25 protein-coding genes are annotated in these 23,968 nt (G+C 42.2%); 12 read left to right on the forward strand and 13 right to left on the reverse strand.

Annotated features, from left to right (window positions below):
• Positions 1-376: 376 nt before the first annotated feature.
• The 11 genes from EGC80_RS07930 to EGC80_RS22540 all read right to left on the reverse strand — a co-directional run bounded on the left by EGC80_RS07930 (position 377) and on the right by EGC80_RS22540 (position 8,325).
• Positions 377-652 (reverse strand): HPr family phosphocarrier protein, encoded by a 276-nt coding sequence (locus tag EGC80_RS07930; protein ID WP_101034041.1) that lies wholly within the window; start codon positions 650-652, stop codon positions 377-379.
• Positions 653-668: 16 nt separating this feature from the next.
• On the reverse strand, positions 669-1,535 hold the full coding sequence (gene rapZ, locus EGC80_RS07935) for an RNase adapter RapZ (RefSeq protein WP_124012486.1): 867 nt from the start codon (positions 1,533-1,535) through the stop codon (positions 669-671).
• The gene (gene ptsN / locus EGC80_RS07940) at positions 1,532-1,975 is read right to left on the reverse strand and encodes a PTS IIA-like nitrogen regulatory protein PtsN (RefSeq protein ID WP_101034043.1); all 444 of its coding nucleotides are present in this window, start codon (positions 1,973-1,975) and stop codon (positions 1,532-1,534) included. Before ptsN ends, rapZ begins: the two co-directional genes overlap by 4 nt.
• Before the next feature lie 2 nt (positions 1,976-1,977).
• The gene (gene hpf / locus EGC80_RS07945) at positions 1,978-2,265 is read right to left on the reverse strand and encodes a ribosome hibernation promoting factor (protein WP_124012485.1); all 288 of its coding nucleotides are present in this window, start codon (positions 2,263-2,265) and stop codon (positions 1,978-1,980) included.
• 25 nt (positions 2,266-2,290) lie between these two features.
• Positions 2,291-3,775, reverse strand: a complete 1,485-nt coding sequence (locus EGC80_RS07950; RefSeq protein WP_124012484.1) for an RNA polymerase factor sigma-54 — start codon at positions 3,773-3,775, stop codon at positions 2,291-2,293.
• A 142-nt stretch (positions 3,776-3,917) separates the two neighbouring features.
• Positions 3,918-4,649 carry an LPS export ABC transporter ATP-binding protein gene (gene lptB, locus EGC80_RS07955; protein WP_124012483.1) on the reverse strand — a complete coding sequence of 244 codons (732 nt, stop codon included), beginning with the start codon at positions 4,647-4,649 and terminating at the stop codon, positions 3,918-3,920.
• Entirely contained in the window at positions 4,646-5,227 is a 582-nt protein-coding gene (lptA, locus tag EGC80_RS07960) for a lipopolysaccharide transport periplasmic protein LptA (RefSeq protein WP_124012482.1), read from the reverse strand. Before lptA ends, lptB begins: the two co-directional genes overlap by 4 nt.
• Entirely contained in the window at positions 5,214-5,774 is a 561-nt protein-coding gene (gene lptC, locus EGC80_RS07965; protein ID WP_124012481.1) for an LPS export ABC transporter periplasmic protein LptC, read from the reverse strand. The genes lptA and lptC overlap by 14 nt, the downstream gene beginning before the upstream one ends.
• Positions 5,771-6,337: a 3-deoxy-manno-octulosonate-8-phosphatase KdsC gene (kdsC, locus tag EGC80_RS07970; protein ID WP_101034049.1), complete on the reverse strand. Its 567-nt coding sequence runs from the start codon at positions 6,335-6,337 to the stop codon at positions 5,771-5,773. The genes lptC and kdsC overlap by 4 nt, the downstream gene beginning before the upstream one ends.
• A gap of 2 nt (positions 6,338-6,339) precedes the next feature.
• Positions 6,340-7,317 carry a KpsF/GutQ family sugar-phosphate isomerase gene (locus EGC80_RS22535; protein WP_124012480.1) on the reverse strand — a complete coding sequence of 326 codons (978 nt, stop codon included), beginning with the start codon at positions 7,315-7,317 and terminating at the stop codon, positions 6,340-6,342.
• 45 nt (positions 7,318-7,362) lie between these two features.
• Positions 7,363-8,325 (reverse strand): calcium/sodium antiporter, encoded by a 963-nt coding sequence (locus EGC80_RS22540; RefSeq protein ID WP_124012479.1) that lies wholly within the window; start codon positions 8,323-8,325, stop codon positions 7,363-7,365.
• A 200-nt stretch (positions 8,326-8,525) separates the two neighbouring features.
• Between EGC80_RS22540 and EGC80_RS07980 the strand changes: the two genes are divergently transcribed.
• From EGC80_RS07980 to EGC80_RS08030, 11 genes are all read left to right on the forward strand, one after another.
• Positions 8,526-9,350 carry an ATP-binding cassette domain-containing protein gene (locus tag EGC80_RS07980; RefSeq protein ID WP_164839438.1) on the forward strand — a complete coding sequence of 275 codons (825 nt, stop codon included), beginning with the start codon at positions 8,526-8,528 and terminating at the stop codon, positions 9,348-9,350.
• On the forward strand, positions 9,337-10,122 hold the full coding sequence (mlaE, locus tag EGC80_RS07985; RefSeq protein ID WP_101034050.1) for a lipid asymmetry maintenance ABC transporter permease subunit MlaE: 786 nt from the start codon (positions 9,337-9,339) through the stop codon (positions 10,120-10,122). Before EGC80_RS07980 ends, mlaE begins: the two co-directional genes overlap by 14 nt.
• A gap of 41 nt (positions 10,123-10,163) precedes the next feature.
• Positions 10,164-10,637, forward strand: a complete 474-nt coding sequence (gene mlaD / locus EGC80_RS07990) for an outer membrane lipid asymmetry maintenance protein MlaD (protein WP_101034051.1) — start codon at positions 10,164-10,166, stop codon at positions 10,635-10,637.
• A gap of 79 nt (positions 10,638-10,716) precedes the next feature.
• Positions 10,717-11,316, forward strand: a complete 600-nt coding sequence (locus tag EGC80_RS07995) for an MlaC/ttg2D family ABC transporter substrate-binding protein (RefSeq protein ID WP_372491505.1) — start codon at positions 10,717-10,719, stop codon at positions 11,314-11,316.
• Positions 11,313-11,612 carry an STAS domain-containing protein gene (locus EGC80_RS08000; protein ID WP_101034053.1) on the forward strand — a complete coding sequence of 100 codons (300 nt, stop codon included), beginning with the start codon at positions 11,313-11,315 and terminating at the stop codon, positions 11,610-11,612. The genes EGC80_RS07995 and EGC80_RS08000 overlap by 4 nt, the downstream gene beginning before the upstream one ends.
• 27 nt (positions 11,613-11,639) lie before the next feature.
• Positions 11,640-11,891, forward strand: a complete 252-nt coding sequence (locus EGC80_RS08005) for a BolA family protein (RefSeq protein WP_101034054.1) — start codon at positions 11,640-11,642, stop codon at positions 11,889-11,891.
• Between the two features lie 15 nt (positions 11,892-11,906).
• On the forward strand, positions 11,907-13,166 hold the full coding sequence (gene murA / locus EGC80_RS08010; protein WP_124012476.1) for a UDP-N-acetylglucosamine 1-carboxyvinyltransferase: 1,260 nt from the start codon (positions 11,907-11,909) through the stop codon (positions 13,164-13,166).
• Between the two features lie 155 nt (positions 13,167-13,321).
• Positions 13,322-14,734 carry a sensor histidine kinase gene (locus EGC80_RS08015; RefSeq protein WP_124012475.1) on the forward strand — a complete coding sequence of 471 codons (1,413 nt, stop codon included), beginning with the start codon at positions 13,322-13,324 and terminating at the stop codon, positions 14,732-14,734.
• Positions 14,719-15,354, forward strand: a complete 636-nt coding sequence (locus EGC80_RS08020; RefSeq protein WP_124012474.1) for a response regulator — start codon at positions 14,719-14,721, stop codon at positions 15,352-15,354. Before EGC80_RS08015 ends, EGC80_RS08020 begins: the two co-directional genes overlap by 16 nt.
• Positions 15,355-15,546: 192 nt before the next feature.
• The gene (locus EGC80_RS08025) at positions 15,547-17,220 is read left to right on the forward strand and encodes an Ig-like domain-containing protein (RefSeq protein ID WP_124012473.1); all 1,674 of its coding nucleotides are present in this window, start codon (positions 15,547-15,549) and stop codon (positions 17,218-17,220) included.
• 1,234 nt (positions 17,221-18,454) lie between these two features.
• Positions 18,455-19,774, forward strand: coding sequence for an IS4 family transposase (locus tag EGC80_RS08030; protein ID WP_124012472.1), 1,320 nt, complete (start codon positions 18,455-18,457; stop codon positions 19,772-19,774).
• Positions 19,775-19,833: 59 nt separating this feature from the next.
• Here the strand turns inward: EGC80_RS08030 and degS are convergent, their stop codons facing one another.
• Both degS and degQ read right to left on the reverse strand, forming a co-directional pair.
• Complete coding sequence (degS, locus tag EGC80_RS08035; RefSeq protein WP_124012471.1) at positions 19,834-20,913, reverse strand: outer membrane-stress sensor serine endopeptidase DegS; 1,080 nt, start codon at positions 20,911-20,913, stop codon at positions 19,834-19,836.
• Between the two features lie 186 nt (positions 20,914-21,099).
• Positions 21,100-22,449, reverse strand: coding sequence for a Do family serine endopeptidase DegQ (degQ, locus tag EGC80_RS08040; RefSeq protein WP_101034060.1), 1,350 nt, complete (start codon positions 22,447-22,449; stop codon positions 21,100-21,102).
• A gap of 320 nt (positions 22,450-22,769) precedes the next feature.
• Here degQ and zapE point away from each other — a divergent pair, with 320 nt between their 5' ends.
• Positions 22,770-23,882 carry a cell division protein ZapE gene (gene zapE, locus EGC80_RS08045; RefSeq protein WP_124012470.1) on the forward strand — a complete coding sequence of 371 codons (1,113 nt, stop codon included), beginning with the start codon at positions 22,770-22,772 and terminating at the stop codon, positions 23,880-23,882.
• Positions 23,883-23,968 lie beyond the last annotated feature (86 nt).

Consider the following 23,968-nt stretch of genomic DNA (forward strand, 5'->3'; position numbering starts at 1 on the left):
AATAATCGTTGTCTGCTTGTAAGACAATGTAACGCCGAAATGGGATACTTGAGTCGTTTCCTCTGGACGAAATTATGCATGGTCTACGCTGCTATACATCATATTGACGGACGACTGCACGGATGCAGAGTCATACTGGATCCGTTGCTGAAAGCGGCGATATCTGTATTATGTTAAACGCTAAACTCCCGCAGAGTGAACTGATACTTAATCAGATGGGTATCAACTGCGTGAGATAAACCTAAGGGCTAATATTATCGAGGGACTGATGTCTACCGTTGAGCATCAATGTCGTGACAGTTTGGTTAGGCCACGTGTAATAAGAATAATAGTGGATTAAAAAGTGAGTGACTCGCGAATCGTACTCTTCACTGATTTAGCAAGATTCATCAAATTTAGCATTAATCAGATCACACACTGCATTTAATGCTACTTCGGCATCTGGACCCTTTGCGGTCACGGTGATCATTTTTCCTATTCCACTTTCAAGCATTAACAACCCAAGCACACTTGCGGCACTGGCGTTTTTTTCGCCCTGAGTTAAGGTGATGTTCGCGTCAAAATCGGCGGCTAATACCGCGAGTTTTGTTGCTGCACGGGCATGTAATCCTAATTTGTTGGAAATGGTAACTTGGCGTTCAAGTTTGATCATTCATGCAATCCTATGCTCACTTAGCGGTGAGTTCACTTATACTTAATTCTCTGTGGCGAGCATTAACAGTGTGTTTACTGCCTTGCCTAAATCGTTTTGCTAATTGGTCTGCAATATATACCGAACGATGCTGGCCACCCGTACAACCAATCGCGATAGTCAGGTAACTGCGATTGTTACGTTCTAGGTGTGGCATCCAGGTTTCAAATAGGTTTTCAATTTGCCAAATGAACTTGTTGACCAATGGCTGACGCCCTAAAAATTCTTGTACGGGTTCGTCTAATCCTGTCAATGGGCGCAATTCTATTTCCCAGTGTGGATTGGGCAAAAAGCGTACATCAAACATAAAATCCGCTTCAGTCGGCATGCCGTGCTTAAAGCCAAAAGACTCAAAGTTAATGACCAATTCTTTATCGACACTGCCTAGTAGTATTTGCCTAACTTGGTCGCTTAACTCGTAGATATTTAGCGCCGAAGTGTCAATGTAATGGTCAACAATTTTTGCGGTAGGCTCAAGTAAACGGCCTTCTAATTTGATCGCTTCTTGCAGTGAAATATGATTTTTAGATAACGGGTGCAATCGGCGTGTTTCGCTGTAGCGTTTAAGTAACACTTTATCATTGGAATTTAGAAAGAAGCTGATAATTTCAGTGTCATGTTCAAGTAGGGCTAATTGGTCTTGAAGCACTTTGCCTTGTTCAGCAATGTTGCGGACATCAACACTAATCGCAACTAAATCATTACTGCCCTTGAGCTGAGCGAGTAATGTGCCAATGAGGGGTAGAGGCAAATTATCGACACAATAATATCCTAGGTCTTCTAATACTCTTAAGGCAACGGATTTCCCTGAACCTGAACGTCCCGATACTATGACAAGTTTCATGCAGTTATAACCCGATAAAGTTCTGTTGCGTTGTGGCTTTTGCGAAGCTGTTTCAATATTTGCTTATCGCTGAGCTTTTTAGCCATACTCGATAACGTGCCTAAATGTTGTTGGCACTGGTCTGCAGGTACTAACAAAGCAAATAAAATATCCACGGGCTGCTTATCAATTGCATCAAAGGCAATGGCTTCTTCACATTTAACAAATATCGCGATGGGGTGATCGATGGTCGTTAATCGACCATGAGGTATCGCAATGCCATTTCCTATACCTGTGCTACCCATTTTTTCTCTCGCTAATAGGCTTTCAAAAACCTCTTGCGAAGACAGGGTTGGATACTGGGCAGCGACTAAATTGCTGATGAGTTCCAGTACTTTTTTCTTACTGCCCGGTGTGGCACAGGTAGTGCATTCCGGCTGCAGAATGGTACAAAGTTCCATCGTTAGTGTTTTGTATACTTCTCTTTGTGTTTAATTACCTGACGGTCGAGTTTATCGATCAGGGCGTCTATTGCAGCATACATATCAGTATTTTCTGACATAGCAAAAATCTCTGCGCCATTAACGTGGATTTTGGCTTCTGCTTTTTGTTGTAATTTGTCTACATGGAGTACAACGTGTACATTATGGATCTGATCGAAGTGTCGTTCAAGCTTTGAAAATTTACCATTAACATACTCACGTAAAGATTCAGTTATTTCGACATGACGTCCAGTCAGATTTATATCCATAGAAAATCCTCCACAACCTTGTAGGTTATAAACTCTTACGTTGGTTTGAGGGCGGGATTAGCATTGCTTCTCGGTATTTTGCAATCGTACGACGAGCAACGTTTATGCCTTGTTCTGCCAGAAGTTGAGCCATTTTACTGTCACTCAATGGTTTTTTCTGGTTTTCTGCGGCAACCAGCTTTTTGATAAAAGCACGAATTGCTGTTGATGAGCATTCCCCGCCATCGTCAGTGCTGACATGGCTAGAGAAGAAGTACTTTAGTTCAAATAGTCCACGTGGGGTGTGCATATATTTTTGTGTGGTGACTCGTGAAATTGTCGATTCATGCATTTCTACTGCTTCAGCAATATCATTTAGCACCATAGGTTTCATGGCTTCTTCACCGTATTCAAAGAAGCCTTGCTGAAATTGCACAATGCAATTTGCCACTTTGAGTAGAGTATCATTGCGGCTTTCGATACTTTTAATAAACCATTTAGCCTCTTGCAAATGGCCTCGAATAAATTGACTGTCAGACTGATTTTTACTGCTTCTAGCCATGGCGGCGTATTGCTGATTAACGCCAATTTTGGGCATATTGTCTGGGTTTAACTCTACAACCCAACGGCCATTTTTCTTTAGTACCGTGACATCGGGAATAACGAATTCGTCATCGGTGGCGGTGATCAATAAGCCTGGACGAGGATTGAGTGATTGGATTAGGGTGATGGCGTCACGTAACTCATTTTCTTTTAGCTTAGTTTTGCGCATCAATAATCTAAAATCACGCCCAGCAATTAAGGTTAAATAGTCTTTGATTAGCAAACGGGCATTATCGATATGGGGTGTGGTGTTAGAGAATTGCGCTAATTGGATCAATAAACATTCACTTAAATCACGTGCAGCAACACCAACGGGATCAAAGTGTTGAATTCGTTTTAATACAGCTTCAACTTCATCTAACTCAACATTTTCGTCACCCATGGCTTCGAGAATATCGTCGGTACTTTGGGTTAAATAACCGCGTTCATCCACGGCGTCGATGATCGCTGTGGCAATGGCAAGATCGGTCTCTGAAAAGGGAGTGAGATTTTTCTGCCATTCTAAATGTTCATACAGACCTTCGGTGGTTTCACCTTGAAACGGCATGTCATCATCGCGCATGCTAGCACTACCTGAACCTGACATCGGCGAGGCGGTGTACACTTCATCCCATGTAGTATCCATGGCTAAATCATCCATGGTTTCTTTGGTCATAGATTCTGCTGTGTCGACTGTTGAGGTGTCTTTTTCAATATTGACAATGCTGTTGTCACTGAAGTCTGTATCAGCTTGGTCGCGATTTTCTTTTACGGGGTCTTTTGCTTCAGAAAACTCATCTTCTATTTCAAGTAATGGATTTGAATCCAATGCTTGTTGGATTTCTTGCTGTAGCTCCAATGACGATAATTGCAGTAAGCGAATGGCTTGCTGCAATTGTGGGGTCATGGTTAAGTGTTGACCCATTTTAAGTTGGAGTGACGCTTTCATTTACCGCTTATCCCTAGATGATTTCCATAAAAGTGACAATTTATAAAACTGTAATGGATTGTCACGTACATCAATGATGTTTAACGCTGTTTAGATATCGTTCAATCAAATGAGTTAGATAGACTAAAGGCCCGTAAAGTAACTATAGCTTGAATTGTTCACCTAAGTACACCGCCCGAACTTGTTGATTGCTCAATACCTCATCAGGTGTGCCTTCGGCAATTAAATTACCTTGGCTGACGATATAAGCTCGCTCACAGACATCTAACGTTTCACGTACGTTATGGTCGGTAATTAATACTCCTAGACCTCGGCTTTTAAGTTGTTGAATGATTTTTTTTATGTCGATGACAGAAATCGGATCAACACCAGCAAAGGGCTCATCGAGTAGAATAAATTTTGGATTGGCGGCTAAAGCGCGCGCAATTTCAACACGACGACGTTCACCACCCGATAACGACATGCCTAGGCTGTCTCGAATATGGGTAATATGGAACTCTTCTAATAGATGCTCAAGCTGTTCAATACGTTGGTTTGTACTGAGTTCTTTGCGGGTTTGCAACACGGCCATAATGTTGTCATACACTGTGAGTTTACGGAAAATACTGGCTTCTTGTGGTAAGTAACCAATGCCTTTGCGAGCTCGCAGATGCATGGGATCGTCAGTGAGATCGTCATCATCAATTAAAATTCGACCCTTATCACTTTTCACTAGGCCGACAACCATATAAAAGGTGGTTGTTTTACCTGCACCATTGGGGCCTAAAAGCCCAACAATTTGGCCTGTTTTAACCGTTAAACTGACATCTTTAACAACTTGACGATCTTTATAGCTTTTAGCCAGATTTTCAGCGGTTAAGGTTATTTGGGTCATGGTTTGATCTGCTTTTTAACTGGGATTTCAGGGAGTTTTTGCTTTGGCGCAGACTCGTCTTGGAAATTCTCAGGTTGAATAATGGTGATAACCCGATCTTGCCCTGTGCCCGAACTTTCAGCAATAAGCTCTTGCGCATTGATGTTGTACTTAATTCGATTACCGGTCACTTGGCTACCCGATTGATTAAGTTTGGCATTACCTGTCAATGTTAGCGTGGTAGTCGCAAGGTCATAGGATATTTCGTCGGCACTGGCAGTACCAATTTGACCGTCATCTAATTCTTGTGAAAACGTCGCGGGTTTGCCAGTGGCGATAAGTTTCTTACTGGTGCTGTTTTCGGGGGTAAACGCCCGTAATTCATCAGCATTGATATTAATACTGCCTTGGACAATCTTAACCGGACCATTAAAAATGATTTGGTTATTTTTTATGTCAGCAAATTGGCTAACCGCAACAATTTTTAATTCTTGTTTCAGATCACCTTGTTTCGCCATAGCAGGCAAACTCAACAGGCAAAGTATGCTGCTCAATAACATAACATTGGCGCGAGTGTGGAGACGATTAATGTGGCTCATATGTTCCTTCTACCTGGCTCAGTAGCGATAATTGTTGCGAATTCAAGTCAGCATGTAGGCCTAAGCCTTTAATAATAAACCCTTTGCCTTTGATATACACCATCTCTTGTGAGGTGCCTATCATAGTGGTTAAGTCTACCGTCACCGCTTGGGTACTCAATGACTGCAGGGGTTCTTCTATATCAATGGCATCAATAATAACATTGTTTTCTAATATGACTTTGCTGGTGTTTTTATTCAATTGTCCTCGATCTGCACTTAATTGCCATTGTGCTTTACCATTTTCAGGGTAAATGAGGTATATCGGTTTGGTAAAGTGAGTGATGTCACTTGAAGCATAATGCTCCATGTGCTCGGCGCTGACTCGACTTTCGACAAAACCTTGTTGATTGAATTCCGTGGTGCGTAGGTTATCTGCAATAAAGTCAGGGCGCTCAATACCAGGTACTTTCACCGAGTCCATTTCACTGCGTTTTATTTGTGCTTGCCAGTACAACATAAAAGCAAGACCAAAAAAAGCCACAATACTTAGGGTGATCCGATTCATATACTCATTCCATGAGCACTGGCAAATTTATCTTGGCTTAAGAGTAATAAGTCAGTCAGTTCTCGCAAAGCTCCATGTCCGCCGTTTAAGGTCGTTGTCATGTGACAATGTCGTTTTACAAACGGATGACCATCGCCGACACACACGGAGAGACCTACGGCTTTCATTACGGGCAGATCAACCATGTCATCGCCAATGTAGGCTACTTGTTCGGCGCTTACATTATACAGCGACATAAGTTGCTCAAAAGGTTCAAATTTATTATCAATGCCTTGATAAATATGTTTGATTCCTAATCCGGTCATTCGGGTTTCGACAATTTTTGATTGACGACCTGTAATGACGGCAACATGAATATCGCTAGTGAGAACTGAGCGTATACCGTAGCCATCGCGAGTATGAAAGGCTTTGAGTTCTTCGCCAGCATTACTGAGATAAATACGTCCATCTGAAAAGACCCCATCGACATCACAGATTAACAGTTTAATTTTCTGAGCTCGCTGCCAAATATCATTACTGATAGGGCCGTAAAATCCTTGGTGACACGAGGTTGATTCTGACATGATTAAATGACTCCAGCTTTAACCATATCGAGCATGTTTAATGCCCCGATCGGTTGGTGTTTTTCATTGACGACAACCAGTCCGTTGATGTTTTTTTCATCCATGATTTGTAGCGCTTGTGCAGCTAAAATACCCGTGGGGCAGGTCACACAGTTTTTGGTCATCACCAGGGCTATCGAAGTGGTACGAAGGTTCACTTCGGCATCGATGACCCGGCGTAAATCACCATCAGTAAAAATACCCACTAGTTTGGCTTCATGGTTGACTACCGCCGTCATGCCAAGGCCTTTTTTAGATATTTCATAAAGCGCTTCAGTAATACAAATAGCATCACTGACGATAGGCAAATCATCGCCTTTATGCATGACATCGTCTACTTTTAGTAATAATTTTCGCCCCAATGAGCCACCAGGATGTGATAAGGCAAAGTCATCACGGGTAAACCCTTTTGCTTGCAACAATGCAATGGCTAATGCATCACCCATTGCTAGCGTAGCAGTGGTGCTAGACGTCGGCGCTAATCCTAACGGGCATGCTTCTTCTTGTACTTCAATGCATAAATGAATTTTAGATAAACGCGCCATGTTAGAGTCTGGTTTACCTGTTACGGCAATAACAGGCACGCCCATACGTTGAATCACAGGCATTAACGTGAGTATTTCGCTCGATTCACCTGAATTGGAAATCGCCAGTACAATATCGTTCTTAGCCAATGCGCCTAAATCACCATGACTGGCCTCACCAGGATGAACAAAAAATGCCGGCGTGCCGGTACTGGCAAACGTCGCGGATATTTTATTACCGATATGACCCGATTTGCCCATTCCCATGACAATCACTTTGCCTTTGCACTGCATAATGAGTTCACATGCTTGGCCAAACTCAACTGAGTCCACATATTGATATAAATTATCTAAAGCAGCTTTTTCAATATCAATGACTTTACGGCCCCATTGACGAAATTGAGTTTGATTTACCATACGGCTCTCTCTTTTAGCTTAAGACTTTACCTTTAATGCTCCAATCTAATGGGATTGAAATACAATAATTTGGTACGCAATAAAGGTGATTAATAATAGTGCGCCATGCCAACGAGTCAGTTGTTGCTTGGTGCCACTGGATAATACTAAAACGGCTAATGCAGTACTGGTGCCCAATACCATATAGAAGTCTCTTCCACTGGCAGAGGCATCTATTTCGCCAGGGGCAATTAACCCTGGTAGTGCCAGTACGGCAAGAATGTTAAATAAATTCGATCCAACGATATTACCAATAGCGAGATCGTGTTCTTTTTTTAATACGCCAGCAATACAGGCTGCTAATTCTGGTAGGCTTGTTCCCACTGCAATAATGGTTAATCCAATGACAAGATCTGACAAGCCATAAAACTTTGCAATACCCACAGCACCATCTACCATCCAACTCGCTGATAGCGGGAGGAATATAATACCGACGATTAGCCAAATGATAGCATGAAAGGTTGAGACATTTTTAGGGATATCAGATCCAAGTTCAGTATCTAAGCTGTCGGTTGTTCTATCATGAGTCGCTTGCCAAATGAAATATCCCATTAACACGAAAAGTACCACGATGAGCATGATACCTTCTGCTCGTGTTAGCACATTATCATGCAGGGTATAGCCAGCAAATACCGTGGCGGCTAGCATAATAGGTATTTCGCGTTTTAAGGTCTTTGAGGCTACGCTAATGGCGCCAAGTAAGGCGGTTAATCCTAATATTAAGGTGATGTTAGCAATGTTTGAGCCCAGTACGTTACCCACGGCGGTATCACGCATGCCATCCATTGAGGCCGTAGCTGCAACAAACATTTCAGGTGCAGAGCTACCCATCGCAACAATGGTCAATCCAATTAACATGGGAGGCAAGCCTAAATTTCGCGCAAATGCCGCCGCTCCGTAAACAAATCTATCCGCACTCCAAACTAAAACAGCAAGGCCAGCAACTAACATTAGAATATTAACTAGCATGTGATTCCGATAGTGATCATTAATTAACGAGCATTTTCGCTGGATTTTTATCAAATTGAAAGTCAAATTGAAAGCATTGCACAGTAATTGTACTCGAAATGATGTGTGGTGATATGGATATAGTTGTCGCTTAATCGACAATTACAGTACAATTTACACCTTAACTTAATGCAAGGAAGGCAGTTATCTCCTCAACGCCAATGTCTGATATGAGTAAATCAAATAATAATCCTTTGGTCGAAGTCAACCATATGGCCTTTAGCCATGGTTCGCGCGTGATTTTTAACGATATTTCTTTATCGATCCCCAAAGGCAAAGTAACGGCAATTATGGGACCTAGTGGTATTGGTAAAACCACCTTGTTAAAATTGATTGGGGGACAGTTAACCCCTAATACCGGACAAGTCTTGTTCGACGGTCACGATTTACATAAGCTTAAGCGCAAGGAACTTTTTGAATTGCGCAAGCGGATGAGTATGCTGTTTCAAAGCGGTGCATTATTTACCGACCTTAATGTATTCGATAACGTGGCATTTGCATTGAGAGAACATTCTGGATTACCAGAAGATATTATCCGCTCCATTGTATTGATGAAGCTGCAAGCGGTAGGTCTTCGTGGTGCAGCGTATATGATGCCTAACGAATTATCCGGTGGTATGCAGCGTCGAGCAGCATTGGCTAGGGCGATTGCACTAGAACCTGAAATGGTGATGTACGATGAGCCATTTGCGGGACAAGATCCAATTTCAATGGGGATGCTGGTAAAACTTATTCGTGAGTTGTCGGATTCATTAAAACTGACTTCTGTGGTGGTCTCTCACGATGTGGATGAAGTATTAGGTATTGCAGATTATGTCTATGTAATAGCAGACAAAAAAGTCATTGCTCATGGTACCCCAGAGCAATTACGTCAATCTGACAATCCGCAGTTGATCCAATTTATTCAAGGCGCACCAGATGGCCCTGTGCCATTCCATTATCCTGCAGAGGATTATCAAGAGGAGCTACTTCGTGGGCGCAATTGATTATATTGCCGATATTGGCGCATATGCACTGAAACTCGTGCAGGGCCTCGGTCGGGCTGGCATCATGTTATGGCGCGCGATCGTGCGTGTTCCGAATATCAAAAAAGGCACGCCATTACTTATCAAGCAGATTTATGTGCTTGGTGTCCGTTCTATGGTTATCATTATAGTATCAGGCTTGTTTATTGGCATGGTATTAGCCCTACAGGGATATAATATTTTAGTTGGGTTTGGTACTGAAGAAAGTTTAGGCCCAATGGTGGCGTTAAGCTTATTACGAGAACTTGGACCCGTTGTTGCCGCGTTATTATTTGCCGGACGAGCGGGCTCGGCGCTAACCGCCGAAATTGGTCTAATGAAATCGACTGAACAATTGTCAAGTTTAGAAATGATGGCGATAGACCCTTTAAGGCAAATCATTGCGCCGCGCTTTTGGGCAGGTGTTATCAGTATGCCATTACTCGCACTAATGTTTAGTTTGGTGGGTATTTTTGGTGGACATTTAGTCGGTGTTGAATGGAAAGGTATTGATAGTGGTGCGTTTTGGTCTATTCTTCAAGCATCGGTTGAGTGGCGACAAGATATTGTTAATTGCTTGATAAAAAGTGTTATTTTTGGTGTGGTGGTCACATGGATAGCCTTGTACCGAGGTTATGAAGTCGAACCCAATCCAGAAGGCATTAGCCGTGCGACAACCTCAACGGTTGTGCAGGCAAGCTTAGCTGTTTTAGCACTGGACTTTTTGCTGACAGCAATCATGTTCGGAAATTAAGATTTTTTCATTATTTAGATTAATTTAAGTGGTTTAATAGTATGTTGACACGGAAAATTGAGTTATTAGTAGGCGTGTTTTTATTGTCAGGTCTATTGGCATTTTGTGTATTAGTATTCAATGTTGCTAATGTTAAAGTAAAAACCGATGCCCAGACTTATACATTAGTGGCTGAGTTTAACAATATTGGCGGACTAAAAGTACGTTCGCCTGTAAAAGTCGGTGGCGTAGTGGTTGGTCGCGTGACTGATGTTGCCCTTGATAGCCATAAATTAGTGCCTATTGTGACGTTAACAATGGATAAGCGTTTCGATAAATTCCCTGAAACGAGCAGTTTGGCCATTTTGACTTCAGGGTTACTCGGGGAGCAATTTATTGGCTTAACGCCTGGGTTTATGGACGATGATATTTCGATGCTTGCCGATGGCGATAAAGTACATGACACTCGTGGAGCATTGATTTTAGAAGATTTGATTGGTCAACTTTTGTACAGTATGTCATCTGCAGATAAATAGGATCCCTATTATGAAAATATTTTTTAGTCGTGTTATTGCTTTATGCCTAGTGGGCAGTGTTGTGATAAGTCAAGGTGCTATGGCTGCCAATGATGAGGTTAATACCAATGACCCTTATGAGATGATCAAACAAGTATCTAATATGACTTTTGATCGATTTAAATCAGACAACACGTTAATTAATAATGATTTAAGTCACTTGAAAGTGATTGTTCGAGAAGAGCTTATGCCTTATGTCGATTATAAATATGCCGCTTACAAAGTGATGGGGCAGTATTTAAGTGATACAACGGTAGATCAACGTAATCGTTTTGTTGAAGCTTTTGAAGGGTATCTAGTCGCGACCTATGCGCAAGCATTAACAGAATATACTGATCAAAAAGTCGCTTTTGATCCGCCGAGAGATTTTAGCGATGAGAAAATAGTTGAAGTGAACGTCCAGATCCTTGAGCAAGGTCGTCCACCGATTAAAATTCAATTTAAAGCGCGTCGTTTAAAAGACAACACTTGGAAAGCATTTGATTTAGTGGCGGAAGGCGTGAGCTTATTGGCCTCTAAGCAATCTGAAATTTCGAATTTAATCCGTCAGCAAGGTATTGAAGCGGTTATTACCATGTTGAATGATAAAACCCAGCAGAGAATTGATCGTCAACCTGCAAAAGAAGCTGCAGCTGCGTGATTACCTTTAATCAACAAGACGACCGTTGCATTGTTAGCGGTCGGTTAACTCAAGATGAGGTGAAACAATTGTGGCCTAAACGCCATGAATTGTTTACTGCATCAACCCAAGTGGTAGACTTATCAGCAGTGGAATACGTCGACAGTGCAGGTGTTGCATTGTTATTAGCGTTAATCAAACTGCATGTTTCAAGCAGTCAGGAAACAAGTGTGTCACGTCAATTGGTTAATCCAAGTGTTCAGCTCAAGAAAATGATTGAGCTTTATGATTTAGACGCTTTTTTCAGCCAAGTATAGAATTGAATAGTAAAGGTAATTGATTTCATGGAATGCAAAGATATTGAACAACTTTTAACCGAGGCGTTGTCGCTAACAGAAGCGCATGTGACCTCTGATGGTAGCCACTACAAAGTGGTCGCTGTGGGCGAATGTTTTGACGGCATGAGCCGCGTAAAACAACAGCAGGCGATTTATACCCATTTAGCGGAGCAGATTGCCAATGGTGAATTGCACGCATTAACGATTAAAACTTTTACGCCTACCCAGTGGAAGCGTGAAAAACTTTTCAATATGTAACAACTGAGATTCACATTGGATAAATTAACTATTAAAGCCAGTAATCCTTTAGCTGGCGAAGTCGTGATCTCGGGTGCAAAAAACGCAGCATTGCCAATTTTAATGGCTGGCGTACTAGCAGAAACAGATTTTATTGTTTCAAATGTACCTAAACTTCGTGACGTCATCACCAGTTGCGAACTGTTACGTTGTTTAGGCGCAGAGGTTGAAGACTTAGGCGATAGCCGCATTCGTATTTCAACCACGCATTTAAATAACTATTGTGCCCCTTATGACTTAGTCAAAACAATGCGTGCTTCTATTCTTATTTTAGGCCCACTGCTTGCCCGTTATGGTACTGCAGACGTTTCTTTACCCGGCGGTTGTGCTATCGGCGCCCGTCCGGTCAATTTGCATTTGCACGGCTTGGAGTTAATGGGGGCCAAGATTGAAGTTAAAGAGGGCTACATCAAAGCGCGAGTTGATGGCCGTTTAAAAGGCGCCCATATCTTTATGGATATGGTCAGTGTCGGCGCAACAGAAAACTTGCTTATGGCAGCCGCGCTAGCGGATGGCACAACGGTTATTGAAAATGCTGCTCGTGAGCCTGAAGTGACTGATTTAGCAAATTGCTTAATTGCTATGGGTGCGAAAATCACCGGTGTTGGTTCTGCCACGTTAACGATTGAAGGGGTGGAGCGTTTATCCGGTTGTGAATATCGCGTGATGCCTGATCGTATCGAAACAGGGTCATTCCTGGTTGCGGCGGCGGTAACGCGTGGCAAAATTCGTTGTGTGTCAGCAGACCCTATTGGATTAGAGTCGGTATTATCCAAGCTTGAAGACGCCGGTGCCGAGATCACCACAGGCGAAGATTGGATTGAGCTTGATATGAAAGGCCAACGTCCAAAAGCCGTAAACATTAAAACGGCACCTTACCCTGGATTTCCGACCGACATGCAGGCGCAATTTTGTGTGTTAAATGCGCTGGCAGACGGGACGGGTAGAGTGACTGAGACGATTTTTGAAAATCGGTTTATGCATGTGCCAGAATTAAGCCGTATGGGGGCTAATTTAGAGCTGGAAGGTAATACCTGCATTATTCATGGTATTGAGCGTTTAAATGGTGCCCAAGTGATGGCGACCGATTTACGTGCCTCGGCCAGCTTAGTGATTGCCGGCTTAATGGCTGAAGGAACCACGACAGTGGCTCGTATCTACCATTTAGATCGTGGTTATGAGCACATAGAAGCAAAATTCAAAGGGCTAGGCGGCGAAGTTATCCGCGTTAGCTAACTTAATATAATACTTGCTTATTCACTAAGACCGCACTTAACCGTGCGGTTTTTTATTTGATATGTGTCAAAAATTCTTAAATAAACCTCACCGCATCGCAAAGTAATTGCAAAGCTGATCACTTCTTCATAATGGTAAACTGTTAATGTGTTGTGATGACGACTTTCATCACGTTTAACATTTATTTATTTTACGGCCTCGTGTTTTTTGCGATTGGTTGCGTGGTGGTGTTTCGGAATTTTAAATATAGTCAGCTATCTATATCTGAGACGTTATGGGCGCTGGCGCTTTTTGGTTTCTTTCATGCTTTTCATGAGTGGTCTGAGCTATACGCCATCTTATTCAGTGATGATATCTCGCCAAAATATCATTCTGTGGTGCAATGGTTAAGAGTGATAAAACTGTCACTTTCTTTTGCTGGCTTGATGATTTTTGCTTGGCTTTTATTCCGAATTTGCCCTAAAACGTGTGCAAGAATAGGCCAGTTTATTACCGCAGCAATTATGGTGATTTATATTCTGGTGATGTTGTTCTTATATCAAAGGAGTTCAGTGCTGGCGGAAACATTTGCACAAGCTGCCAGCTACACTCGTTTTTTACTCGGCTTTGGTAGTGCCACCTTAGCCGGAGTGGGTATCGCTGTTTATGGTCATCAATTGCGTCAGGATAGTCACGAATATGGGCAGTATTTTATTGCCACTGGTGTTGGGTTATTTATCTACGGTGTATTGGCTGGTTTAGTGCCGACAGAGCTTCATTCTTCCGTTCCAGTGTATAGAACCTTAGCGGCCACTTTTGTGTTGATCACGCTCTACAAGGCACTCAATATTTTTGATATTGAGAAAGAAATGGCCACAGAGGCTAAGCTGAAGCGAGCTATTGAAGCGGATAAATATAAAGCCATTGGGCATTTAGCGATGGGAATAGCCCATGAAATTAATAACCCTTTGGCTTCTTCTACTTTGGCATTGGATTTACTCGAACGAAAACTTCCAGTGAAGTTGGATGAGTTAACGGATTATATTAATAGAGCGCGCTTAGGCATTGATAGGGCATCTGTTATCAGTAAAGAATTACTGGCCTATGCTCACACCGATTTGGGTAACGCTCAAAAGGTGTATTTTTGTGATGTCATTTATGGCGCTAAGCAATTAATGAGTCATAAAATTGTCCCTTACGTTATCAATATTGATTGTGATCCATCCTTAAGTATCATTGGTCAGAAGGTGAAGTTGGAAGAGTTATTAATTAACTTACTTAATAACGCCATGGATGCCAGTGGTCATAACTCTCATATCGATATCAGCGTCACTAGAGATGAGCATCAGGTTTTATTTGAAGTCAGAGACTATGGCGATGGAATGAATGAGCAAACGCAGCAACAAGCCACAGAATTGTTTTACTCAACTAAACCTATAGGTAAGGGAACGGGATTAGGCTTGGCTATTTGTAAGCAAATTGTCAGTGCTCATAAAGGGAAAATGAACATTATCAGTGCCAAAGGCGTTGGTACTAGAGTACTTATCCGTTTTGCCACAGGGGGGGAGTGTGAATGGTTAACGTGTTAATTGCAGAAGACGATCATGAACTTAGGCGAAATATGGTCGATATTCTTCAACTTGAAGGCTATCAAGTCACCGGTGTTGACAGTGGTGAAGCTGCAATTACTGCTTGTGAGCAGCAAAATTATGATATTGCTCTGTTAGATTTAGTGATGTCTGGTATGACAGGTGTTGAGGCCATTTCCAATTTACGCCAACTTAACCCCTATATGGCGGTGGTCATTGTGACGGCTTATGCCACGGTTGATACCGCTGTGGATGCGATGAAAAAGGGTGCCGATAATGTTATCACTAAGCCTTTTAATAGTTCGGTGTTAATTGTCACTATAAAACGCAGTATTCAAGAAAAACTATTATTAAAAACAACCAATGATATCGATCCAGATTGTGTCTATTCTGCGTTAGCAAACGCCTTGCGACGCGAAACACTTAAGCAGTTAGGTACTCATAAGCAGCTAAAGTTTATGGATCTTTGCCGATTAGTGGGGGTTGCAGACCATACCAAATTTAATTTCCACTTACGCCAGCTAAAAAAAGCAGGTTTGGTAATGCAAAATGAGAGCAAGATCTACATTTTAACAAGTACCGGTCAATTCGTATTACAAAACCACAACTTATCATTATAGTTTTAATGCATTTAAATCAGTTGGTTAAGTTTATTGTGATAACAATAGTTCACAAGTTGTTAGAGACTGTGAACTATCGTTATCTATCTCTTTATAGGTAATCCGCAAATACTGAGCATATGTCCAAAGAGACATATCAATCACGCCCAACAACATTGTGCAGTGATTGAAAGCCAATTTGAGGATGAACTGATGAAAACAATAATTCCATACAAAAAATTACTTCTTGCCAGTATGATTACCATGCTTGTTGCTTGTGGTAGTGACAATGACGATACCGTTACTCCACCACCAGCAGATGAAAATACCCCCCCAGTAGCAACTGCTGATATTGCCAATGTTCTGGCTGCACAAGTTGTGACCATTGATGTGCTAGCAAATGACACCGATGCCGATGGCGACACCTTGGCAATTGTTTCTGTTGATTCTGGTAGCGCAGTGATTAAAGATGGCAAGGTTGACTTTACCGCTGGTGCAGAAGCCGGTGAAGTGACGTTTAATTACACCATTACTGATGGCACCGACGAAGCATCAGCTGTAGCCACGGTAACCGTAGAGGCTATTCCTGAGCCAGAAGCATTAAGCTATGTCGGGTCTTCATCTTGTGCTGCCTGCCACGCTGATACGCACGAGACTTTTGTAAAAACTGGTCACAACTTCAAAATCATGAAAAACCCGGGCAATGATGCTCCGGTATTTCCGTATACTCCTGCTACAACCATTATTGGCGCTATCGATTTGTTGGTCAATTCAACAGCCAATAATGATTTAGGTGCACCAACAAGTTATGACGAGGTCTCATATACTGTTGGTGGTTACGGTTGGAAAATGCGCTGGTTAGACAAAGATGGCTACATCGTTACCGGTCAAGACGTGCAATACAATATTCGTAATGCTGCTGGTGAATTGAATATTCCTGATAATCATCCAGGTGATGTGGATGTTATGGGCGATTACAAGGGAGACCAATTCAATGTTAAATATAGCTGTGGTAACTGTCATACAACGGGGTGGAAACGTACGACTGATGTAGCAGGTGGCGATACTCGCAGCCCATTACGTCAAGATGATCTTCCTGGCATGGATGGTACCTTTGCAGAGCAAGGCGTTCAGTGTGAATCTTGTCATGGCGCGGGTAGTGAGCATGTCAAAGCACCATCATCAGAAAATATCGTTAAGATTGCCGTTGCTCGTATAACCGAAGATTTCTTAGCCGATGATATGGGCTATGGTAAAGCGGTCACATGCGCCGAGTGTCATACTCGTGATGGTGAGAAAGATTACCCAACATTTATTAGCCATTATAACGATGCCTTCCCTGATGGAAGTAAAGTCGGTGGTCGTATCATCTCTAGTGGTGGATTATCAAAGCATCACCAGACTGGCGATGAAATGTTAGGCGTTGTACCTGAAGACCATGGCACTTATAAAGCCGGTGACGAAATTGGTCCTAAGAGCGGTATGGCGTGTACCTCTTGTCATGATTCTCACAAGTCTACCTTAAATGCAGACAGTGCTGATGGTTTGCATACTGGTGCAGTTAAAGAGTGTTCTTCTTGCCATATGGGTGAATACAAGAAAGAGTTTACCGTTGGAGTACATGAGTTTGTTGCAGAGTGTACCGACTGTCATATGCCAAAATTGGCTAAGAGCGCAGTAAAACATTTCGGAAAAGATGGCACAACGGCCTTTGGTGACGTCAAATCTCACCTGTTTACTCTTGACCTAGACCCTGCCGCGAAGCAGTTCACTGAAGATGGTAAGTTCCAAATGCCTTGGGCAACCGCGCAGTACTCTTGCGGTGAGTGCCATGCTGATTATGCTGATAAAGCAGCAGCACTACCTGATGGTAAAATGCATAAGTAAACATTAGCGCTACCTTAAAGCCATGCGGTATTCCGCATGGCTTTTTTTATTGTTAAATGATGAAGCCGTCAATAATCTGGTTTTAGATTATCCATGTAACTGTTGTGATGAAACTGTTTGAGTAACTTAAATGAGTTAACGAATTAACCGCTTAATGAAAAAAGCCATCAATATTAATTGATGGCTTTTTTCATTAATGTTTAACTGCCGGGGTTTATGGATCAAAGACCTTATGTTGCTCACTATTCACCAAGGCAAAATAGTTTCAAACCATCATTTGGCGTTATTGAACCATCCCGCCAGTATTAAGCGAGTGTTATTACCAAGTAGCGCTAACATGAATGAATTTACACAATATAATCATGACTTACATTGTTGAACAAACTAAAGCTCAGCTGCAAGAAGATAAAATACTTACCCCGCACTAAAAATAGTGATTGAGTTGATTTAGGTTGTCGTGGTGATGCAGGGGAATAAATTAGCGCTCAACAGTAACAATAGTCGTATCCTTCATAAGATATTAATCAACACAAACAGTCTAAAGATAAATTAGATCAACAATCGGTGGGTAAAAAGTAGTGTGGGTAAAACATCAATGCAGACGGATACACTGATGCTATAAAGGTAATTATTGTTGAACGAGACATTATTCCCAAAGGGAATTATTAATAGTTTGGTTTTCAAAAACGGCATGTCGTCGGCATCGTTATTCACTGCATAGTCAAAGCGTTTCAAGTTCAATTATTGACGACGAACAAGGTAATCGTTTTGTTGGTGAATTCCCCTAAGGGATAAATAGCCCATGGTGAAGGCGTTAAAGCCTATGGCGTTTACTTATCGCTATATCCGTTATTGCCTTATTGAGTAATATGTTAGCCACAATTATGCTGAAAATGATATCAGGATGACAAAAGTGCATCAAAAGACCTGCCTGCTTTAGGCATTGGCAGGCCATAGATGTTTTACTTAATTCGAGTCACTAATCGACTTAGTTAATAGACTGAGTTAATCGACTTAGCAAAAAGCTAAAATTTCAGCAACACATGGCTTAGCATTTCAGTTAAAGAATAAATTGTCTTATATATTTATATTTATCTAAGAAAATGCGGAATCGTTAGCGCTAGTGTTGTACAAAAAAAGCCATTCAATTGAATCAATGCCGATCGTTTAAGAGCACTTGACCGATCCTGCAGATGAAAGATAATCCCTACCAGTATTCTGGTGGGGATTTTTTATGTTTGTGCAAGAGCTTGAGTTAGTTCATGAGTCTGTTGAAGAAAGCGGGTCTTACGGTTCTGTAATGGAGGCGATTGATTCAGATTGGATCGAACAATCACTCCTTTCAGCTAACAAGGCGAGTATCCGTAATCGCCGTCTGCCTGCCCAGCAGGCAGTCTGGCTAGTACTCTGGATGGGGTTAATTCGTAACCAGTCCATCAAAGAAGTCTGTAGCTCGATGGATATTGCACTTCAATCTGGAGACTCAACTTGGTCTCGCGTAGCGCCGAGTGTATTGACGGATTGCCGACGACGCTTAGGTGAAGCGCCTATGTCGTACTTATTTAAATCCACTGTCTCAGCTTGGCTTGAGCAAGCGTTGGGGGAGAATAACGCGCTAGGGCTTACCACCCTTGCCGTTGATGGAACCGTGTTTCGTTGCCAAGATTCTGAAGAAAATGCCAATGAGTTTGGTTTTATTTCAAACACACACAAACCCTATCCTCAACTTCGATTAGTCAGCCTTATATCGACTGAAACCAGAATGGTATTAGGTGCTGCCTTTGATGGCTGCCACGTAGGAGAGGTCACGCTCGCACAGCGTTTAGTTCAAGATACCCCTGATAATTCCTTAACCCTATTTGACCGTTGTTATTTCTCTGCTGACTTATTAGTAAACTGGCAAAGCTCTGGAGTACAGCGACATTGGCTGACACCCGTAAAGTCAAAGATGCGCTACGAGGTAGTCGAAGAGTTTGCGAATAATGACTTGCTCATTGATATGCCCGTCTCCCCACAGGCGAGAAAGAAAAATCCGGAGCTCCCTGAAACATGGCGCGCCCGTTTTATCGCTTATCAAGAGCCAAAAGGTGAAATAAAAGGATTTGTCACCTCATTGATTGACCCTGTTCAGTATCCGCTGGACAAGCTGCTAAATATCTACTGGCAACGCTGGGAAATAGAAGAAGGATATGGCGAACTTAAGCAAACCCAGCTGCAAAGCAAGGTGACGTTACGGAGCAAATTTGTTGAAGGTGTTAAGCAAGAATTGTGGGGAGTGCTTATCGCTTATAATCTGGTTCGTTTAGAAATGACAGCGATAGCAAAGGAAGCTAAGGTCGCGCCAACCCGTATCAGTTTTACCGCTGCAATAAGCTTGATAGATACACAATTAAGGTGGCTTGCTTTATCACCAGATGGAAAGCTGCCAGCGAAACTGAAGCAAATGCGAGCCGATATAAAACACTTTATCCTGCCAGATAAAAGAAAGCACCGAACGTATCCACGCTCAGTGCTCTACATACCCAGTCGCTATCCACTTAGATATAAACAATAGTGCTTATCCGAATAGCATTAATTCAATGAATGGCTTTTTTGTCGATATTTTTAATGGTATTACTCAGGGTTAGTGACTTTTTCTGCAATAATGACTGGCAGCGTCTGCTTTTTACCCTCACGTATAATGGTCATGTTGACTTTAGTGCCCGGTGGGGTTTCTGCAATTCGGTCCATCAACATTTCAACACCAGGCACATCTTCGTCATTATACTGAGTAATAACATCCCTAGGGGTTAAACGTGCTCGGGCAGCAGGTCCGCCAGGATCGATACCCGTCACCAACACGCCTTTCAAATCTGGTAGGTTAAGTATTTGTGCCATGACAGCGTTAAGCGGTTCTCCCGAAATGCCTAACGCGCCACGAATAACCCGGCCATCCTTAATTAATTTGTCCATAATACTGTGGGCTAACTTTATCGGGATCGCAAAGCTAATGCCGTTACCACCATTATCGCCACCCACTTGGAATGCCGCGGTGTTGATACCAATGAGCTCACCACCGGTATCGACTAATGCTCCGCCAGAGTTACCGGCATTAATGGCCGCATCTGTTTGTAAGAAGTCTAAGTAACCAGAACTTAAGCCGTTGCGGCCGGTGGCACTAATAATACCTTGGGTAATGGTTTGGCCAATGTTGTAAGGGTTACCAATCGCCAATACCACATCGCCGACTTGGGCTAGTTTATCAAGATTAACCGGTACGATAGGTAAATTATCGCCTTCAATTTTTAATACAGCTAAATCTGTTTCGGGATCGGAACCCACCACTTCGGCAGTAAATTTTCGCCCATCTTGCAGTGCAATAACAATTTCGTCGGCTTTTTTTATCACATGGTAATTGGTTAGTACATAACCTTCGTTACTCATTATTACCCCAGAGCCTAAGCCTTGAAGCGAACTTGAATTGAGTGGATTACCTTGATCAATACTAAGACTGTAAATATTAGCAACTGCCGGTGCGGCTCGTCGAACGGCTTTAGCAAAAGATAATTCTGAGCCACTGGAGCTGACATTGGATAAATTATGATTGAACGAGGAATTTTGCATCAACGAGGTTATGGCTAAAAAAACAGCTGCCATGATCAGACCAAATACCACAGCTTTAGTTATATAAATGCAAGTGTCTTTTAAATTCATGGCTTGAATAATTGTTAAAAATAATAGTTGAAATATTAACATAGCTCAAAGAAATAAGCACCGACCAAAGGCTTGGCGATGCTTCATTCTTTAACTAACACCACAGACTATAACGTAATGGTTGTTATTGCTGTGTGACTCTGTTTATAGGCAGTCATCGTGTAATAAATGTTAGCGTAATATATGTTAACGTAATACAAGGTAGAGCAAATGGTTGTCTCGTAATATTTTAAGTGCCGCAGAGCTTTGATTATCTTTCAACATTTCTGTTAATGCTTTAAGGCTGGTCACTTTACTGCGGTTTAGCCCCACAATTAAATCACCTTTCTCTAAACCGCTCATTGCCGCCGGTGAGCCTTGAGCAACCTCTGTGATCTGGATGCCTTTTTTGCTGTCTTCTAACGTGGCACCTTGTAGCATAGGATGCACATTGCCCGCTTCTGCTTCGACTTTATCTGCTTTACCTAATGTCGCTTCAATAGTTTTTTTATCGCCGTCACGAATAATACCAAATTCTACTTCTGCTCCCTCGCCCATAGTGGCCACTTTTGCACGTAATTCTTGGAAGGTTTTAATACTGCGACCATTGAGGCTGACTATAATATCACCCGCTTTTAGCCCTGCTTTATCCGCAGCACTTTTTGGCATGACTTCATTAACAAAACCGCCATGCAGAGTATCTAAACCAAAAGCTTTGGCGAGTTCATTATCAAGATCGCGTCCTGATACACCTAATACCCCACGCCTGACTTCACCATGTTCAATAATTTGATCAACAAGGTTATTCACCATATTGGCAGGGATAGCGAAACCAATACCGACATTACCGCCATTAGGGGCGACAATTGCGGTATTTATCCCGATGAGTTCGCCTTTTAGGTTAACCAATGCGCCGCCAGAGTTACCACTATTTATAGCGGCATCTGTTTGGATAAAGTTTTCGAGCATTTCTATGCCTAAACCACTGCGACCTAGCGCGCTGACAATCCCTGATGTAACGGTTTGCCCAAGACCAAATGGGTTACCAATGGCAACAGCAAAATCACCAACGCGGATTTCGTCAGAATCAGTTTGCTTAATAGCGGTTAAGTTTTGGGCTTCAATTTGCAGTAAAGCAATATCGGACTCTTTATCTGCACCAATGAGCTTAGCCGTTACTTCGCGACCATCATGTAAACCAATTTGAATGTCGTCTGCACCGTTAATGACGTGATTATTGGTAATAATGTAGCCTTTATCAGCATCGATAATAACGCCAGAGCCTAAGCCTCTAAAAGGGCGTTCTTGAACTTGTTCTTGTGGTGCGTTGGGGCCAAAGAAATAGCGAAACACATCCGGTACACGTTGCTTTGACACTTGGGTGCCCGTTACCGCTACCGACACAACTGCTGGCGTTGTGCGTTCTAACATTGGCGCTAAGCTAGGTAGGGTTTGACCGTCAACGGCTTGTGGAATGGCCGCTAGCGACAGCGTTGGTGTCATGACTAACGATGCCGTTAATAACGCAGCAGAGAGTAAGCTTAATTTGGTTTTCATCTAGGGACAGCTCCTGTATACATTCAAGCTTGATGAGAAAAATATCTGGCTTGATGACATGATGTTAAAGTTAAATATCGTTAATCATTTTGCTGATGTGTTGCCTAAAGCTCGTTTTATGATGTTCTACAATAGCGAGCAAGTCAGCACAATTATAGGTAAAGAATAAGCAAATTTACGTTAATCAATCAGAGTGGCTGTTATTATGTTAGTTCCTTTTTTATTAACAAAGGTTAATTTGATCCTTTGAAGCCATTACTCGTACCTATTGTTTAATGTTATTATCCGCAGCAATTATTTGATGTAAGAGAGTCGTAATCGTGTCGCAGTTAACCCCTTGGCAACATTATCAGCAAGACCTTACCCGAGACGACTTTTCACATGATATCGCACAAGAACAAGCGGTTAAGTCATTGCAACGCGTATATGACGAGTTGATTGTCGCCGCTAAACCCGTTTCGGGCTTGAATCAGTTGTTTGCTGCGGTGGGGATAAAATCGGCATCTGCCCCAGTAAAAGGCTTGTATTTATGGGGTGGGGTTGGCCGGGGTAAAACCTATCTGATGGATACCTTTTTTGATGCCTTGCCCACGGAGAGAAAATTACGTGCTCATTTCCATCGTTTTATGCATCAAATTCATCATGACTTAGGCGAACTCAAAGGGGTACAAGATCCTCTTCTGACGATTGCTAAAAAGATGGCGTCACAATATCAAATTATCTGCTTCGATGAGTTTTTTGTGTCTGATATCACTGATGCCATGTTGTTGGGCACCTTATTTCAAGCATTGTTTAAAGAAGGGGTCGCACTTGTCGCTACCTCGAACATCATTCCTGATGAATTATACAAAAATGGCTTACAGCGGGTGCGTTTTTTACCTGCGATTGCATTGATTAACCAGCATTGTGAAGTCTTAAATGTTGATTCAGGGATTGATTACCGTCTACGGACCTTAGAGCAAGCAGAGATTTATCATTATCCACTCGATGAACAAGCTGATATCAATCTATTACATTATTTTGATCAACTCGCGCCGGAATCAGATAGATTTACCACGCCGATAGAAATCGATGGACGCGCCATTCGTATTCGTCAACAGTCGCAAGGTGTGCTGTTAATCGACTTCCGTGATTTGTGTGATGGGCCTCGTTCGCAACGTGACTACATGGAAATGGCTTGCTTTTATCATACTGTGCTGTTGAGTGGGCTTGAGCAAATGGGGGCGCAGCAAACGGGTGATGATATCGCCCGGCGTTTCTTAGCTATGGTCGATGAATTTTATGAGCGAAATGTGAAATTGATTATTTCAGCGCAAGTGGAATTGGAGCACATTTATACTGATGGCCTGTTAAGTTTTCAATTCAGGCGTTGCCGTTCAAGGTTGATTGAAATGCAATCGAGAGAGTATCTCGCGTTGGAACATTTGCCTTAGTTTACCAGCGCTATTTTTTTAAAAAAAGCCGAACGCTTTTTGTTCAACGTGTATAGAGCAGTTAATTTAAAATATTATCAAAAAGC

It is taken from the genome of Shewanella psychromarinicola (assembly GCF_003855155.1).
GTDB classification, from domain to species: Bacteria; Pseudomonadota; Gammaproteobacteria; order Enterobacterales; family Shewanellaceae; genus Shewanella; species Shewanella psychromarinicola.